Annotated in this window: 14 protein-coding genes; 3 read left to right on the top strand and 11 right to left on the bottom strand. The window is 47.7% G+C overall.

The window, feature by feature from the left end; translation table 11 throughout:
* Positions 1 to 159: 159 nt before the first annotated feature.
* From CALK_RS09605 to CALK_RS12360, 11 genes are all read right to left on the bottom strand, one after another.
* Entirely contained in the window at positions 160 to 1,071 is a 912-nt protein-coding gene (locus CALK_RS09605) for a cation diffusion facilitator family transporter (RefSeq protein ID WP_022637499.1), read from the bottom strand.
* Between the two features lie 118 nt (positions 1,072 to 1,189).
* On the bottom strand, positions 1,190 to 3,544 hold the full coding sequence (locus tag CALK_RS09600) for a glycosyl hydrolase family 8 (protein WP_022637498.1): 2,355 nt from the start codon (positions 3,542 to 3,544) through the stop codon (positions 1,190 to 1,192).
* A gap of 224 nt (positions 3,545 to 3,768) precedes the next feature.
* Positions 3,769 to 3,990, bottom strand: a complete 222-nt coding sequence (locus CALK_RS09595; RefSeq protein ID WP_022637497.1) for a hypothetical protein — start codon at positions 3,988 to 3,990, stop codon at positions 3,769 to 3,771.
* Positions 3,991 to 3,999: 9 nt separating this feature from the next.
* Positions 4,000 to 4,455 carry a hypothetical protein gene (locus CALK_RS09590; protein WP_022637496.1) on the bottom strand — a complete coding sequence of 152 codons (456 nt, stop codon included), beginning with the start codon at positions 4,453 to 4,455 and terminating at the stop codon, positions 4,000 to 4,002.
* Positions 4,456 to 4,458: 3 nt separating this feature from the next.
* Complete coding sequence (gene floA, locus CALK_RS09585; RefSeq protein WP_081698128.1) at positions 4,459 to 5,448, bottom strand: flotillin-like protein FloA; 990 nt, start codon at positions 5,446 to 5,448, stop codon at positions 4,459 to 4,461.
* A gap of 33 nt (positions 5,449 to 5,481) precedes the next feature.
* Positions 5,482 to 5,946, bottom strand: a complete 465-nt coding sequence (locus CALK_RS09580) for an NfeD family protein (RefSeq protein WP_022637494.1) — start codon at positions 5,944 to 5,946, stop codon at positions 5,482 to 5,484.
* A complete protein-coding gene (locus tag CALK_RS09575; protein ID WP_022637493.1) occupies positions 5,946 to 7,364 on the bottom strand; it encodes an NfeD family protein in 1,419 nt (472 codons plus the stop codon). The genes CALK_RS09580 and CALK_RS09575 overlap by 1 nt, the downstream gene beginning before the upstream one ends.
* The gene (locus CALK_RS13050; RefSeq protein WP_022637492.1) at positions 7,351 to 8,703 is read right to left on the bottom strand and encodes a polysaccharide lyase domain-containing protein; all 1,353 of its coding nucleotides are present in this window, start codon (positions 8,701 to 8,703) and stop codon (positions 7,351 to 7,353) included. The genes CALK_RS09575 and CALK_RS13050 overlap by 14 nt, the downstream gene beginning before the upstream one ends.
* Positions 8,693 to 9,058, bottom strand: a complete 366-nt coding sequence (locus tag CALK_RS09565; RefSeq protein ID WP_022637491.1) for a GerW family sporulation protein — start codon at positions 9,056 to 9,058, stop codon at positions 8,693 to 8,695. The genes CALK_RS13050 and CALK_RS09565 overlap by 11 nt, the downstream gene beginning before the upstream one ends.
* A 44-nt stretch (positions 9,059 to 9,102) precedes the next feature.
* The gene (gene hydF, locus CALK_RS09560; RefSeq protein ID WP_022637490.1) at positions 9,103 to 10,344 is read right to left on the bottom strand and encodes a [FeFe] hydrogenase H-cluster maturation GTPase HydF; all 1,242 of its coding nucleotides are present in this window, start codon (positions 10,342 to 10,344) and stop codon (positions 9,103 to 9,105) included.
* A 55-nt stretch (positions 10,345 to 10,399) separates the two neighbouring features.
* On the bottom strand, positions 10,400 to 11,638 hold the full coding sequence (locus CALK_RS12360) for a diguanylate cyclase (RefSeq protein ID WP_162146732.1): 1,239 nt from the start codon (positions 11,636 to 11,638) through the stop codon (positions 10,400 to 10,402).
* Between CALK_RS12360 and CALK_RS12925 the strand changes: the two genes are divergently transcribed.
* From CALK_RS12925 to CALK_RS09540, 3 genes are all read left to right on the top strand, one after another.
* Positions 11,637 to 12,608 carry an NFACT RNA binding domain-containing protein gene (locus CALK_RS12925; RefSeq protein WP_338031030.1) on the top strand — a complete coding sequence of 324 codons (972 nt, stop codon included), beginning with the start codon at positions 11,637 to 11,639 and terminating at the stop codon, positions 12,606 to 12,608. The two genes, CALK_RS12360 and CALK_RS12925, sit on opposite strands and share 2 nt — an antisense overlap.
* 53 nt (positions 12,609 to 12,661) lie before the next feature.
* Positions 12,662 to 14,710, top strand: a complete 2,049-nt coding sequence (locus tag CALK_RS09545) for an adenylate/guanylate cyclase domain-containing protein (RefSeq protein ID WP_022637487.1) — start codon at positions 12,662 to 12,664, stop codon at positions 14,708 to 14,710.
* Between the two features lie 77 nt (positions 14,711 to 14,787).
* Complete coding sequence (locus tag CALK_RS09540) at positions 14,788 to 16,830, top strand: adenylate/guanylate cyclase domain-containing protein (RefSeq protein WP_034637736.1); 2,043 nt, start codon at positions 14,788 to 14,790, stop codon at positions 16,828 to 16,830.
* The last annotated feature ends 42 nt before the right edge of the window (positions 16,831 to 16,872 follow it).

Raw genomic sequence — 16,872 nt, 5'->3', positions numbered from 1 at the left:
ACAAAAGGATTTGAATTTACGCGTCCGATACTCGAAAAGATAAAAAATGAAGATTACTAAAGGTATTATGCTTTACTGGAAAAGCTTTCTTCCCCCCCCTCAAATAAACATCTTCTGAAGCAGGCCGTGCATACCCTCAAAAAGCACACACAAGCTGTACTATGAAACCGGAGGGGGGTGCTCTTCCCTCGGGTGAACCTCTCGGGGATTTACGTGCACCATACAGTGCTTCACCTCTTGAAACACTTCTTCAATACCTTGATGAACCTCTGCGGCAATATGATGCGCTTCAAAGAGAGAAAGGGTCCCATCAACGGAAATCTCCACATCTACAAAGATTCGATTCCCATGACGACGGGTTTTTAAACTGTCTATCCCCCCAACCCCTTCGGTGGTGGCGATATACCCTCTGATACGACGCACAACAGACTTATCTGCCGCAGTATCTATCAGCTCTTGAAAAGATTCAATGTAAATCTGAATGGCCAGCTTCGCAAGATACACCCCAATGGCCATACCCATGATTGGGTCGAGTACACCAACCCCAAAGCGCGCACCCAATATCCCAATAAAACTTGCCAAAGATGAAAGAGCATCAGATCGATTGTGCCACGCATCGGCTCGCATGGCATTACTCTGTATTTTCTTTGCCCCCCTCATGGTGTAACGAAAGAGCAGTTCTTTCATTCCAAGAGAGATAAGGGCAACCCAGAGGGTAATTGCATCTGGCGGTGTATCGGCCGGTGTACGCACCCCATGATAACTTTGGATGCAAATATAGACTGCCGTGATAAAAAGCAGGGTCGCCACAATTTTTGTGAGGGCCGCTTCTATTTTCTCATGTCCATAGGGATGATCTTCATCGCTCTCTTTTGTAGACATTCGTATGCCCACAAAGGCAATGAGGGTTGTGCCAATATCTGAGACAGAATGAACCCCATCGGCAACAAGGGCGGAACTTCGTCCGAGAAGGCCGACAAGGATCTTCCCAATGGCAAGAATGCAATTTGTCCCTGCACTTACCACGGTAACACGATTTACCACTCGTATTCGTTCACTTGCTGAAACCATTGGTCTCCCTTTTTTGAAAAATATAGGTTATGGCCTCTCTGGACAAAGTTTTTTCTGATAAAAAAAACGCGGAAAGAGCCAGGCTCTTTCCGCGATATCACTTGTATGTTCTCTCCTGTTACTGCAGGCGTATCCGCTGAATCATCTGCTCATTTCCAAGGGTGAAATGAAGAAGATATACTCCACGGGAAAGTCCACGCTCGGAAAGTGTTATGGAGTTTGCTCCAGACACTGCCGATTGAGATACCTGCTGTACCGCACGTCCCTGTAGATCGTAGAGCGTGGCCGCAGCCATGTCACTCTCCGATGCGGTAAAGGAAAGCTGTATTCCCTGATTCATACTGACAGTGGCCAAGGACGATGTTTGTCGTGTAAAATCAGCCTCGGAAATAAGGCTTACTGGACGATCACGAAGACCGATGTCTTGGTACGTAAGTCCATTGAAATAGATACCATCTACTTCAAGCTCAAAATCAGTTTCATTGTCATCGTCCTGGATGAAGTTAATGATAAAGGCCTCAACAGCGGTGATACCACTGCTCTGCCATCCCCATTGTTCTTCGTCATCACCAACAAGCTCCTCCAAGGGAGACCACTCACTTGCAGCAATTTCACTCATTTCAATGGTGTGGTAGGTCCATTCATCATTCAAGCTTACGGTATAGCCAAAATCACCATAAAAAGCAGCATCATCTTCATCTCGGTTGGCTTCATAATACTCTTCTGCCTCTTTTGTCGTTTGTGAGCCAAAGGAGAAGCGTACATCACCATTTCCACGGGCACGCACTGTAAGAGCCGTCATATCTGATAAGTCAACATAGGTTGAACGGGTCTCAGTGGAATCACCGTCAACAGCGGTAATCTCTTCCAGTATGGGAGTACCTATTCCCGCATACTGCCACGCCCCATCATCGGAAATGTTCACATTGATACTGAGGTAGCTGGAGTTTTCCGGAACAATCAGGTTCATATCATCAGCATTTTCGCTCTCACGGGAAAGAATGACGTCACCGGATTTTGCCGTGATTTCTGCAGTGGATGTTCCAAAGCCATACCACCAGCCGCCACCGCGGTAGTAGGTTGTATCTCCGCCGTTTTCTCCATATTTGTCGTCACCCCAGATTACCCCATTCAGCTGTCCTAGGTGACTCTGGGCATTTCCAGGACCATATTCATTGCTAAAATGATCAAGGATAATATGGTCACCCTCAATGCCACCCTCCATATCGTACCATGTATTGGAGTCATCTAAGCCCCACCAATTTCCTGTGGCGGCAAGAAGCGAAAGCAACCACATCGCGTCAACGAAGTCGTCCGTACTTTCAGAATACCATGGTTGTTGCAACTCACTCCAGATAGAAGAAGCAAAGTCGGAATATTTTTCATGGCTCGTAGCGGCGGCAAGAAAAGGTGCCGAGAACATGGCTGAGGTTACATCATCCATAATGGGAGTTCCGTCAAGGGTGTAGCCATATTTAATATTGCCTGCACTGCCCTCACTTGCTTCAACAATCCAGTCCATAAGCTTCTCAAGAGATGCCCCTGCATGACTATCCTGTGATGTGGCGTAGTCCGCGGCAAAGCGAAAGGGCACCCGAGACGCATTTACATAATAGTCGCCATCGTGGCGCGTCTCAAGGTAATTTGCGGGCGCGGGAGCACCGTTGTCGATAAAGTCGGGTACCAAGGCACCTGTTTCGGTGTGCGTATCGGTGAAACGGTCGTAGGCGTTATAAATTTCCTGCGCTGCAGAGGTCCACCAATCATCACCCGTGGCCGTAGCAAAATCACGCATATGTCCCGCCATCCAGTCTGAAGGACGAGTTCCATTCTCCTTGGATCCACCGGTAGCCCAAGGCCCCAGAAGAGGAAGCTTTGTGTTCATATTCATGGAATAGTTCTTAATGTCTTCAATAATGGCGATGGCTTTATCCTTATATGATTGATCTCCCCACTGTTTATGCGCCAGAAGCAAGGCGTAGGCAATATCAAGATCACCATCAGTGGCAGTCCCATTAGCTCCGGTCCACCAATCTTCAACCACATACTCACCAACCTGTATTTTCCAGGCCATGAGGCTTCGCCCATCAACGGTGAAATTTTCATAGAATTTCACCAACCCATCGAAATACTCTCTGGCATTGGGCTCATACCCTGCCATTTTAACCATAATAATCATGCCCCACCCGTGGGCTTCCGACACCGTGAGCGTCGTTGTATCTGAATCGGTTGCCGTGGAGCGTACATAATAGCCGCCATCGACAGTCTGTGATGGTTCAATATGCTCTTTATACCGTTCATATTGCGCAGTAACAACATCATACATTGAGCTGATCCCTGCAGGGGCAGTCATGTGGTGATCGAGATCAGCGCGATAGCGAAATTGCGGAAAGGGCATATTTTCCGCGATGAGTGATGCCGTACTGGTGAGAAGAATCGCACAGCTCAGTACCATTTTTGTACATCTGTTCATATCATAACCTCCATGGTAGTAGTTCTTTTTACATGTAGTAATATAGCCCATAAGTAGCACTCATGCGCACAAAATTTTACCGCTTTAGATTTTCTTTCCGTCCACGGGGAGAAAAGAAGTACGCGGTACAGTCGTCTCTTTTTACAAAAAAAAGATATTATTCTCATTATTAGAAGAGTCTCTTTGCTTTTTCGCAGGTTTTTCTCGTAACACCACGTTTCACTTTACTGTATTAAGTCGCCAAGGCCAAAGGCAACCATTGCATGCAGCACCTGTGCCCAAAGAAGCCCCCAATACACACGATAGAGATAGGCCACCACCGCTGCAGCAATGACCTTGAAAAACCCACGGAGTCCAAAGAGGTCTTCAAAAAAATGAAAAAAGAAGAGGGCTGCAAAAAACACAACAGCTGTTGCGCCGTTGGATTGAACAACAACTTCCTCCATGAATGCCTCCTACTGTATTCCCACTGGGGGGTTAAGTATTTCCCGAAGGACAACGGCTTGTCGTAATTTTGTTCCCTGTATACGTCGTTCTACGGGGCGTTTATGTGACACCTTATCACTCCGCCTGTGGGGAGAGTGCACTTCCTCACGCGCTATCCAGGAGTCCCGCTTTCGCTGTGGAGACTGGGCATCCTTCCATGTCTCCGGCTCCTCTACGGTATCAGCCCGTTGCTCCGGGCGGTTCTCCATGGAAGATGCTGCGGCAGAACCAGCCTCCCGCAGTTGTTCCATGAGCTCTTTTACCGTAGACGGGGCAGGACGGGCGGGGCTCTTGTCCCCCTGCTTTGACGCCGTCTCTGAACGGGAAGACTCTTGCGGAGAGTCATCCTCCTCTTTTTTGCCGTCCAACACCGTTTTTACCACGGAGTAGACAATAAACCCGACTATTATCAGCAGTTCTTCCACTGGTTACTCCCCGGTGATGTCCTCTGTACCTTGCGCATCGTCTTCTCCCGTTGATTCTCCAGCGATGGACGAACGCATCTGGGTATCTGCTTCCACATTTTTCATTTTATAGTAATCCATGACGCCAAGATTTCCCGATCGAAATGCCTCAGCCATGGCAAGGGGCACCTGTGCTTCCGCCTCAACCACCTTGGCACGCATCTCTTGTACCCGGGCAATCATCTCCTGCTCTTCTGCCTTGGCCATGGCCCGCCGTTTCTCAGCCTTTGCCTGAGCAATCTTTTTATCAGCGGAAGCCCGATCTGTTTCAAGCTCTGCACCGATATTTTTGCCCACATCAACATCGGCAATATCGATAGAGAGAATCTCAAAGGCAGTTCCTGAATCTAGCCCTTTATCAAGCACCGTACGGGAGATCATATCAGGATTCTCCAACACCCGCTTATGCGTTTCTGCAGACCCGATGGTTGTGACAATACCTTCCCCAACCCGTGCCAGGATAGTCTCTTCACCAGCCCCGCCAACCAGACGCTCGATATTGGCACGTACAGTTACCCGGGAAAGGGCTTTCACCTGAATACCATCCTTTGCAACCGCCGCCACAAGGGGGGTTTCAATAACCTTGGGATTGACGCTCATTTGAACCGCCTCCAAGACATTCCGTCCAGCTAGGTCGATGGCAGAACACTTGGAAAAGGAAAGATCGATGTCAGCCTTTTGTGCCGCCACCAGGGCCTGCACCACCCGGATCACATTCCCCCCCGATAAAAAATGAGCTTCCAATAAGGGGGTTTCCAGCTCAATACCGGCTTTCTTTCCCGTTATCATGGCTTCCACAATGAGCTTGGGCGGTACTTTCCGAAAGCGCATGAAAATGATTTCAAGGAGACTAATGTTTACTCCAGACACAAGCGCCTGAAACCAAAGCCCTAAGTATGACCAGATAATAAAGAAAAAAATCAGAACAACAATAATACCCACAACGGGGATCATGAGAGAGTGATTCATAGAAACTCCTCTATAGGTTTAAACACTATCTTTTATCACAACAATTTTTGCGCTCTTTACAGAATATACAACAACCGGCGTGCCCTTGGGAAGTAACCCTTCCCGTGAAATAACATCGTAGTATCCACCTTTGAAACGAGCCTTGCCTACAGGCCGCAGGGCGGTTTGTGCAACCCCGTGGTCTCCCGGTGAAACAGCGGTTTCCTTACCAAAGGTTGCCGCCCCCTCCAAGCGCCGTCGTAGGGCAGCGGGAGAGCTTCCTATCAAGGTGGTGGCATAGACGATTACAGCCGGTATGGAAAAAAGATTCACCAATACCAATACGGGAGTGAAGGAGGGGTTCGTGCTATGCAAGAGAAAGTAGGAGTAGAAGAAAAGCCCCGCCGAAGAAAGGGTCAATAAACCAAAGGAAGGAATCAGCATCTCCGCAATAATAAGCAGGGATGCTCCAACTTGGCAGAGAAATATGACCACATACACCATCACTCATCCTCTACATGTGGTGAAACCGTAAGATACCGTCCGGAATACCCCTCAATCTGCACCGTCTCTCCCGCATCAAGATATCTTCCGCGGGACGTGGCATCGTAGATCTCCCTCCCGCACCGAACCGTCCCGGTGGGACGAAGAGCCTGTTCTACCTGCCCTGTTTTTCCCACCAGAGACTGAAGGGTTGTGGCATAGGTATCATCACTATTGCGCCCCTCCATCACCGATTCAAGGATAATTCCCGAGGAAATACGCCGAACATGGGGAAACACAAATTTGAAAAAGAGAATGACCAGGATGAGCGATACCAAAAAGGCATAGCTCATACGGGACAGGTTGTACAGAAAAATCTCTTCCTGCCAGGGAAGTTCAGGATCGGGGATAATAAAATTCTGTAACGAAAGAACCCCCGCAAAGGCGATACTCATAAGCCCCAAAATACCCGCGATTCCAAAGCCGGGAAGGATAAAGGCCTCCACAAACAGCAGGGTCAGACCGATGACAACAATGAGCAGTTCCGTATGTGCAGCAAGTCCTACGAGAGATTGTGCACTAAACACAATAAGAAGGAGTACCGCCCCCACAGCACCGGGAATACCGATTCCCGGAGAACGACTCTCGATAAAGAGAGCTGCCATGGCAAGGGCCATGAGAACAGGGGCAAAGGCGGCAATACGAGAGGCCAGTCGTTCTGACCATGACGGCGTAAACTCTTCTCCCGAGACATGGATATCTCTGCGGGAGAGAAACTCTGAGAACGAGGCGTAGCTTCCCAAGGAAAAACCGAAGCTGTAGGCTTCACGATCCGTCAGGGTTAAGAGCTGGGTTTCATCAACAATTAACTCTGCTCGGTTCTGTTCTTCCCGATCAAGGCGATCATACTGTGCTCCTGAGAGGAAAGTATGCGTGTCGTTATAGGAGAGATGATACACACGAAGATTCTCTGTTACCATGGCTTCGGCAAGAAGAGGAGGATATCCGGAATGTTCCGCATAAGCCCGCATTTTGGCCCGCAGGGGAGATTGTATTTTTTCTCCCAAGGTCTGAGGGCCTTCCTGAGACATCATCACGGGAGCGCTATCTCCAATGGTTGATCCGTCTGTCATGGCAAAGGAGTCACAGGCAAGGGAGATTAAAGCCGCCGCAGAGAGGGCTCGATGTTGTACATAAGCAAGGGTGTATGCCGGAGCCGTATGAAGAGCATCGGCGATACTGAGGGCGGCATCAATACGACCACCGTCTGAATCCACCGTAAGTAGAAGGGTATCTTCCGGCTCAACCTGAGAAAGAGCACGCGTAACAAGATGCTCCATACTGTGATCTACCATTCCCGTGAGCGTAACATGATGCACGTGTGCTACTACCCCCCAGGCTGCAGCAACAAGTATGAGTAACACCTTACCACAGATCATCGGCAACATCCGGTAGACCATCCTCATCCCTTCCGTCTTCATCATCAGCGGAGAGAGCAGGGTAGAGATTCTCCATGTAGAGCTCCCGCTTCTCCACCGACCCCGCAAGATCTTGGGAGCTGAAACCATGAACTTCTGCTAAATGGGAAAGGTCGATTGTCTCAGGCAGGGAAATTTTTCTTCGATAGGCAGCCTGACCGGTACAACCATGCTGCAGTGGTGTTGCGTAATTTTTCTCTGCCATATTTTCAAAGGAAACCGTATCTTTTTGTGCAGCCACAGAAGAGCCGGAACACTTATTATTCGAACAAAAGAGATCATCCGTCGTATCTATGAAAACATTATAAAAAATGTTTTCGACAAATACGGCGGTACAGGCGTGTGCATCCCGTACGGGAAGGAGCAGTTCTTCTGCGGTGCTGACAAAGGTATTATGATGGAATATATTTGGAGCACAGCATTGATCATCCCCCAAGAAGAGCGAGGAATCAACAAGACAATTCTGCACGGCAAGCATATCACCGTGGGTACATTTCACGGCACGTTCACACCCCTCAAAGCGGGATGTCTCTACGGTACAACTGCCCCCCCCACAATGATCTACCCCGGTGGAACAGTCAAAAAAGAGTGAATCTGAGAGGGTTGTTCCGTTTGCCTTTACGCGAAGCCCCGTATGGCAATTACGAAAGGTACACTCCTCCACCTTGAAATAACTGTAATCGCCAATATCATCACCGCTACCGGCAATACAGGCAACGCCGAGATTTGAAAAGGTCGTAAAGCGAACAACCTGTTTCTTACTCACCTCAATCTGCTCATCTTCACGATCAATATTTTGGGAAAGGAGAATCCCCACATGGGTTTCATTCTCCTGTGAGGAGTAAATATGACACCCTTCAACAATATTGTCAACTCCACCGGACCCACCAAAAAAGAGAGAACACTCCGCCGTTGTTCCGCAATCATTCAGAATCAGCTGTTTAAATATATTCGTGTGAGACTCTCCCACAACGGAAAGAGCGGGCCCCGATGTCTCCGTAAAAGAAATATTACTGACAATAAGATGTTGCACGGAGTATAAATACCACGTTGCCATACTCACGACCTCTTTTGCCGCCGGATCTGCCATAATAACGATGGGCTGTTCCATGGTACCGTGGAGATCCCGCAAGGTCACTTTCTCACGATACACCCCTTCACGCAGAATAATTTTTCCGCCGGGATGCACCGCTTCTACAGCACGACCAATTGACCCAAAGGGTTCGTCATAGGAACCATCCGCTTCGGGTGAAGCCTGGGGCGCAACCCAAATATGGCGGACATCATCTCTATTCATCATGGGAGTTCTGCTCCTTTTCGAAGGCTCGCTTAATTTTCTTAATAATTGCTTCAGGGGCCACATCAATAATCTGCAGAACGATTTCATCAACGGCAGAACGACGATCAATACCGTGGACCGTCACCTTCCCATCAGTGGTGACAGAAACAAGAGCAACGGGAACAACTTTTACCCCGCCCCCGGACCCATTGGGCCCATCCTTCGCACTTCCTGCCACGGAAAACCCGAACGAGACCCGGGTGACAGGTATCAAGGTGGTTGTTCCTGCAGTAATAGGGTCTCCAAAGACAGTCTCACTCTTAGAGGTGCTTTTTAACTGACTGAGAAGTGTGTTTAATGTATCCTGTACGGACATACTACCATCCTTCTGGATATCTGTTTCTTTTAATATACTCTTTTTTAAATCAAGGGCTCAATCTTTTCTTCATATACCATTTGGGCAAGGGGAAAGGGAGACAGTACCCGTTTCAATCCGCCTTGAATAAATGAGATCAAGACTCCATAGTTGGTGAGAGATACCCCTGCCTCCCGGGCACGGGCCATGCGGTTTTTCATTTCCCGTGACGTAAGCATACAACCGCCACAATGTATGACCAAACGATACTCGTGCAGCGTATCTGGATAGTCCCGACCGGACAACACATCAAAGCGACACTCAAAGCCATGAAATTGTCGAATCCATCGCGGTATTTTCACACGCCCGATATCATCAGGACCAGCGTGATGACTACATGCCTCCGCCACCAAAACAGCATCATCTTCACGTAGATCACTGAAGGCGGCGATACCTTCAATAAAAGGTAGAAGCTCTCCCTTAAACCGTGCAAAGAGGATTGAAAAGGTTGTCACGGGAACACTCGCTGGAGTATCGGCAATCATTTTATGCAGCACCTGAGAGTCACAGACCACCAAATCGGGAAGCTTGTTTAGCTGCGCCAGCAACAGCGGATACTCCCGTTCCTTCACCACACTTACCATACAGTCACTATCAAGAATATCTCGTATGGCCTGTACCTGCGGCAGAATGAGGCGTCCCCGTGGGGCTTGTAGATCTATGGGGACAATGAATACGGCATGTCCCGCTCGTGGGAGGAGGTCTCCCACCAACGCTGCAGAGGCAAGAAAGTCCTCCGGAACAACCCGACCAAGGGCCTCTACAAAACGGCGACGATACTGCTCAGCACGCGTATCGCGACAGGATATTTCCAAAACGTCTCCATAGAAAGAAAGGGCCTCACGCACCTCCGAAGAAGGAGTATGTAGATCGCACTTATTTATGATACAGAGAAGGGGGAGCTTACGTTCTTTCAACTCATTCAGCAAGGTTTCATCACTCTCTGTAAGAACCCCATCACAGATAAACACCGCCACATCAGCACGGGAAAATACGGCAACACGTTTCTTCTCCCGCTCAGCATGCAGCTGGGTTTCATCGGCAACACCCGCTGTGTCAAGGAACAACACCGGTCCCACAGGAAGCAGTTCCATGGCCTTCTCAACCACGTCGGTGGTTGTTCCTTCACGGGGCGATGTGATGGACACATCCTGTCCAGAAAGCATATTTAAAACGCTTGACTTTCCCGTATTTGTTCGTCCAAACAGGCCGATTTGTAATCGCAGCGACTTTGGTGTTTTCTCCATGAGCTCCTCCAGGCAAGGTACGGATAAAAATATATCTGCCTTGACCACGCGGGGCTCATCCCGAAGAGATAAGACAATTTTTTCCTGATTTTTTTGCTTGGTACAATAGCCGATCAGCACTTTGGATCATTTCCCCCAAGCTCCCACAGTCTTCACAACACAGCCCCAGGGAAATGGTATAGGTCACGGAATCTCCCCCCGACAGGGGTATGATTGTCCTTTCCACAGCCATGCGAAGACGTTCAAGCACCTCTGACGCATGGGCCATGGAATCACCCGTAAGAAGCAGGCAAAACTCCTCTCCCCCAAAACGTGCCACCAGATCATTTCGCCGCAACAGGGAAACACAGGTTTCGTACAACGCACAAATCACCTTATCTCCCACGGGATGCCCGTAGGTGTCATTAATCTGTTTAAAATCATCAATATCGAGCATGGCCACGGCTATTTTTAAATTGCCCCGTGTATAGTTGGCGTAGAGAGATTCTCCCACTTCCATAAAGTATCGTCGATTGTACGCGCCGGTCAAGGCATCGCGTTTTGCCATATACTGCATTTCAAGGTATGAGATTTGCTGCTGAATTGCATTATTTACCTGCAAGGTAAACAATTCCAAGGCCTGTGAACCGGAGATGCTTTTTTCCACACAGCGGTTTGCACCGGCATGGAGCCATATCAAGGCATCTCCATGGCTATACCCCTCTTCAAGCAAAACAATCACATGGAGTTCAAGCTTATGGAATTCATGGCGCAGGCCTTGCAGAAATTGGACGCCCGCATCTCGATACGCACCGTCAAGGAACACCATATGCACAGGATGCGTACGAAAAACCGTCATCTTTTTTGGAAGCTTTTTAAGGAAAAAGGGGCTTACCCCAAGGCTCTCCAGCCGGCCATAAATCAACTGCTCCAAGGCTGACGACGTATGGATCACTGCAACAGAGAGGGATCGACGGTAGGGAAGCTGTTCAATTAGGGTAAGAAGATACGCGCGATTATGCGGTGAGTAATCGCGGAGTGAATCAAGCAAACAGGAGGCACGCAACATGGCACGGGTGGTGAGAGGTATTCCATGCGTAACGGGAATCACCGGTATATCCCCAAAAGGACCGTAATTATCGAGGGAAAAAGAAATATCAAGAAGCAGCACCTCAATGGGGTGCGCACAGGCAAACTCTCCTGCCTCTTCCAAAGAGGAAAACCACGCAACCGGGCACGCAAAACGAGTACCTATGAGCTGGGCAATTTCCGTGGCAGTCTGCTCATCTCTTTCTACAATTAGAATATAGTCCATAGCACTCCTTTTCACCACATCGGGAAACATACACCATACCATAAAAGCGGCACCGTTCACACCACAGAATATATTTTTAGGGAAAAAAGCGGGGAGGGAAATCATGGATGAGCTCCACGAAGAGCTTCGAAAACGCCGCAAAGAACTGCGGGGCTCCATAAAGCAAAAGCAACGCACCCAGAAGAAACAGGAACATGAACGCCATGTAGCCAGCAAATGGGAAGAGCTCCGTCAATGGGGCGATACGCTTCTGGCTCAAAAAGAACAGGTACCCAAGGGGATACGTTCCTACAAAACAACCAACATACACACGGGAGAACCGGCGGATATCCCTCTCAACCCCAAGTGTTCCGCCATGCGTAATTCCGAATTGCTCTATAAGAAAGCGCGAAAAGGTGAACGAGGCTATGAGATCTGCTGTGAAAAAGAAGCAAAAACGCGTGAGGAGATAGAGCTTCTTACGGAGGAACTCTCACGATTGCAGGAACTCATAGAGAATCCTGATGAAACAGAGGCAATCCGTACATACCTTGAGAGCTCTGCACGCACAGAACACAAACCAAACCCATCTACAAAAAAAGAGCCTCCGTCCCTCCCATACAGGAAATTCACCCATAAGGGGTGGAATATCTATGCCGGGAAAACCGCAACCATGAATGATGAACTCTCCACACGCTTTGCAAACCCCTCTGACATATGGCTTCATGCCGTGGGATATACGGGCTCCCATGTGATTATTCGCCGAAACAAAAATTCGCCTTGGCCCCCAGCAGAAATACTCGATCTTGCAGGAGGTATTGCCGTGTTCTATTCAAAGGCAAAGCATACTTCCTATGCAGAAGTACATATCACGGAGGCTCGGTTTGTACGAAAACCCCGGAAATCTCCCCCCGGTCTTGTGACGGCCCAACGGTGCAAAACAAAGCGTGTATCTCCCGTCAACCCGCAGAATTTCTTTAAAAACAGTTGACATCTTACTTTGAAACGGTACAATGATAGAATGATTTACCTCGGGAGCCTCCGGTGAAGCACCTTGTAGTACTTCTTTTTCTATCCCTTCCTCTATTAGCAGCACCCTCTATCTCAGAGGGCACACTCGACCTGCGCAACTACCGCCTTACCCCAAAGAGTATAATCCGTCTTGACGGTGACTGGAGTTTTTTCTGGAATACCTTTAGCTCTTACCCCACCATACAAGAACTTCCCCGCGAACACACCTTTACCATTCCCGGTTTCTGGAACTCCCATACCCATGAGGAGGTACAACTGGGCCCATACGGATTTGCCACCTACTACCTTACCATCCTTCTCCCGGAAGATCGCCCCCCTATTTTAGGAATTAACAGCAATGCCGCCAATACTGCCCTGCGACTGGAGATAAATGGAACAGAAATTCATGCAAGCGGAATCCCCGGAGAGAGCAGACATGAATCAACCCCAAAATACCTTCCCCGCTATAGCTTTTTTCGTGCAGACCACGACACGCTGCACGTGACACTCCATATCTCAAATTTTGAAGATGCAAAGGGCGGACCATGGTTTCCTCTGGTTTTCGGTGGAGCAGACGCGCTCAGAGGGATCCGTCTGGGAAATATGCAAAGAGAGCTGTTTTACTTCGGATCTACGTTGATTATGGGTACCATATTCCTTTTCATGTATCTTTTTGGTACTCTAAAACACGAAAAATATGAACTCTTTTTTAGCCTCTCCTGTTATACGGCAGCCCTGCGTATTTCTCTCACGGGAGAACGATTTCTCATACGCATATTTCTAGATATTCCTTGGGAATTCTTTCTTCGTCTTGAATATGCCACCCTTTCCCTTCTCATACTCTTCTACTCGTACTGTATTTTCTTTTTTTTCAGGAAGATCTACTCACCACGTATCCTCAAACTTATCACCTATACCTCCGTGGGATACATTCTCTTTTTTTGCGTCACCCCCCCTCAAATATTTACCAGAACAATTACCCCCTACTTGATTTTTATCGCCTTGATGCTTGGCTATCTGTTACTGGTAAACCTTCGGGGTGCATGTCAAAAAATACACACAGCACAGGCATTGCTTGCAGGCAATATCATCGTATTTATCTCTGCCATCCATGACATTTTAGCAAACACCCTCATTTTTATACGTCCTCCTCTCCTTCCGGCAGGGGTGTTCATACTACTTCTAACGCAAGCCGGTATTATTGCATATAGCTTTGCTCGGACAAAACATCACACCATACACCTTATCAAGAAACTCCGCAGAACAAACGAAGCCCTTACGGCTTTTCTCCCACGGGAGTTTTTAGCCTTACTAAACAAGCAAGATCTTACTACAGTAAATCTCGGAGACCAAGTAAGCGGTGATATGACGATTCTTTTTGCAGAATTTCAACAGCGAGACGGGGTAAAACGCCACATAACAATGGAGGAGCTCAATGATCATCTCAGCTATATTAGCCCCGTGATTTCTTACAATAATGGTTTCATCGATAAATATCTGCACAATGGCTTAATGTGCATATTTCCCAGCTCATGCCAGGATGGTATCACAGCAGCCACAGAGATTGTTTCTGCTACTGAACAAAATAATTCCCCCCTCGATATTTCCTTAGGGCTTCATCGTGGAACAGTAATTCTGGGAACCGTTGGCTCTCAGAGGCGCATAGATACCACGGTGATTTCAGATACGGTAAACATCTCTTCTCGAATACAGGCTCTGTCCAAAATTTACGGCTCCAAAATTACCGTAACACAGGAAATCATCGATACCCCGCAGGTAAAAGACGCCTTTACCTACCGTATTCTTGATAGCGTGCGAGTAAAGGGAAAAAACTTTCCCATTACCGTGTACGAAGTGCTCGATGGCCTCAGAGAACGTGAATTCACCATGAAATGTGCAACCATTGATCTCTTCTATACCGCCTTAGAATCGTTTCTGCAGGAAAAATACACCCATGCTCTTACAAAATTTCTGCATATACGTGAGCAAACACCGGAAGATCCCGTGATCAACATGTATATTGAGCGATGCAACTCCGCCCTGAAAGGTCCCTCAAGACAGGCGACCACAAAAAACATCTAAACAGACATTTCCCTTGCGCTTCATGCGCAAAATTATACAATTTTACACAGAAAAACATGTGCGGCCTTGGACTGAATATGCCTCTTTTATCACCCATTCTTCTCCTTTTTCTATGCACAATACTTGTGCAGGCATCTCCCTATGAGAACTATTCTGTGGATTTACGCCAGCACGACATGGCTACCCCCTACGAGCTTTCAGGCACATGGCAATTCTTCCCAAACACCTTTCTCACAGAGGAAGAAGTGCCAAAGAACGAAGGGGTCCCCTACAGAGTCCCCGCGCCATTTTATCGAAGTGAAGTTCTGCCCGAAAGATATGGCTTTGGAACCTTTTTTAAAACGGTATATATCTGTCCTAAGCATGAATGTATGCTTGGGCTTGAAGTGCTTCCCATGCATCAAGCATTTACCATCTTTGTAAATGGCGAAAAGATCTACAAAAATGGCATCTTGGGCAACACTCCTTTGGAAACAGAGGCAACCAAAGAAACATCCATCATAGTTCCCATACAAACAACGGGCGACACCTTGCGCATTCTTGTACATTTTTCTAATTTCCACAACCGCCGTGGCGGCCCGTGGAGAAGTTTTTTTATTGGCTCCTTGAATGTTTTAAGCGACCTTGAAACGTGGTCCCGCGGACGAGAAGTCGCCTTCTTTTCTGCGATACTCACCCTTGCCTTAATTTTCTTGATGCTCCATTACCTTGATCCAAATAGAGATAATGTCAAATACCGCATCTACTTCTCGCTTCTCTGTATTGGAGCAGCGTTCAGGGTAGGCCTTACGGGAAACAGGCTCTTAGCAGATATACCATTCTTTTCACGGGAAATACTGCTTCGCCTCGAGTATGGATCAGTCTACTTTTCAATTGCCCTCTGGTGTGTGTATCTCCGCAGCCTCTATCCAGGGTTCTTTTCCAAAGCAGTCAGTCATATCTGTTTGGCAATCTCTCTGCTATTTCTCATAGCGACCCTTTTTGTTTCACCACGTATTTACAGTGAACTCATGCCTCTCTATAACACCGTCCTGATATTTGTATTTCTCTATATTCTTTTTTTCACTGTTCATATTTTGATAAAACGGCAAGGAGGGGCACTACTGCTTTTTCTCTCAAACAGTCTAATTGTGCTTTCCATCACCCACGACATCTTCGCTTACGACCTTATTCATGCACGCCATATGTTTCCCTATGGTATGGCGGGAATGGTCTTTATTCAAGCAATTATTCTCTCACGAGACTTTTCCTATGCCAGAAACCACCAACAATCCTTGGCGATAGAAATGAAAGAGATCAACCAGTCACTTCACCGCTTTATTCCTCAGGATGTTATTTCGCTCATGAACAAACATGAGATTAGCTCTATTCGTATTGGTGACCAGATATCAAAGCAACTTACCATTATGACTATTGACATCCACTCCTTTACCGCCATATCTGAATCCCTCTCGCCCGAAGACATTTTCAGTCTGATTAACGCCTATCATAGCAAAATAGGTCCTGTTATAGAACGCTTTGGTGGTGTAATCACCTCCTACCTTGGAGATGGTATTATTATTTTTTTTGAAGCCTATAATCCCTGCGTCCTTGATGCAGCAGATGCTTTACACCGGGAACTTACCACATTTTTATTCAAGGACATCCGCCTTTCACATTCCATTGGTATTCATGGCGGAACGGTCACCCTTGGCCCCGTTGGATATAAGGAACGTATGGATATACTCCTCTGTTCTTCCACGGTAGAAATAGCCCAAAAGATAGAAGAACTTTCCCGTATATATGGCGCAGAAACAGTGATAACCGAAACCATTCAAAACCAGCATACGCCTCCCCTCTGCAGACACCTTGACACCCTCGTCTTTCCCCATATTGCAGAGCCCATACATATGTATCAAGTTTTTTCTACAACCAAAGACCCTCGCTATATCCATACGCCACTTTTTACTGAAGCGGTAGGCCGGTATCGGCAACGAGATTGGAATGGAGCCATAGAGAAATTCACCCAACTTCTCTCCAAGACGCCGGATGATCTGGCCCTTCATGAATATATACGACGATGCACACAACATAAAACCTATGGAACTCCCCTTGACTGGTGTGGATATCACTCCGTATAGCTCGTAGTGATCACGCCCCGGATACAACAAGAGCCCTCCCGA

Source organism: Chitinivibrio alkaliphilus ACht1, assembly GCF_000474745.1.
GTDB classification, from domain to species: Bacteria; Fibrobacterota; Chitinivibrionia; order Chitinivibrionales; family Chitinivibrionaceae; genus Chitinivibrio; species Chitinivibrio alkaliphilus.
This window is presented reverse-complemented; position numbering and strand designations above follow the sequence as displayed.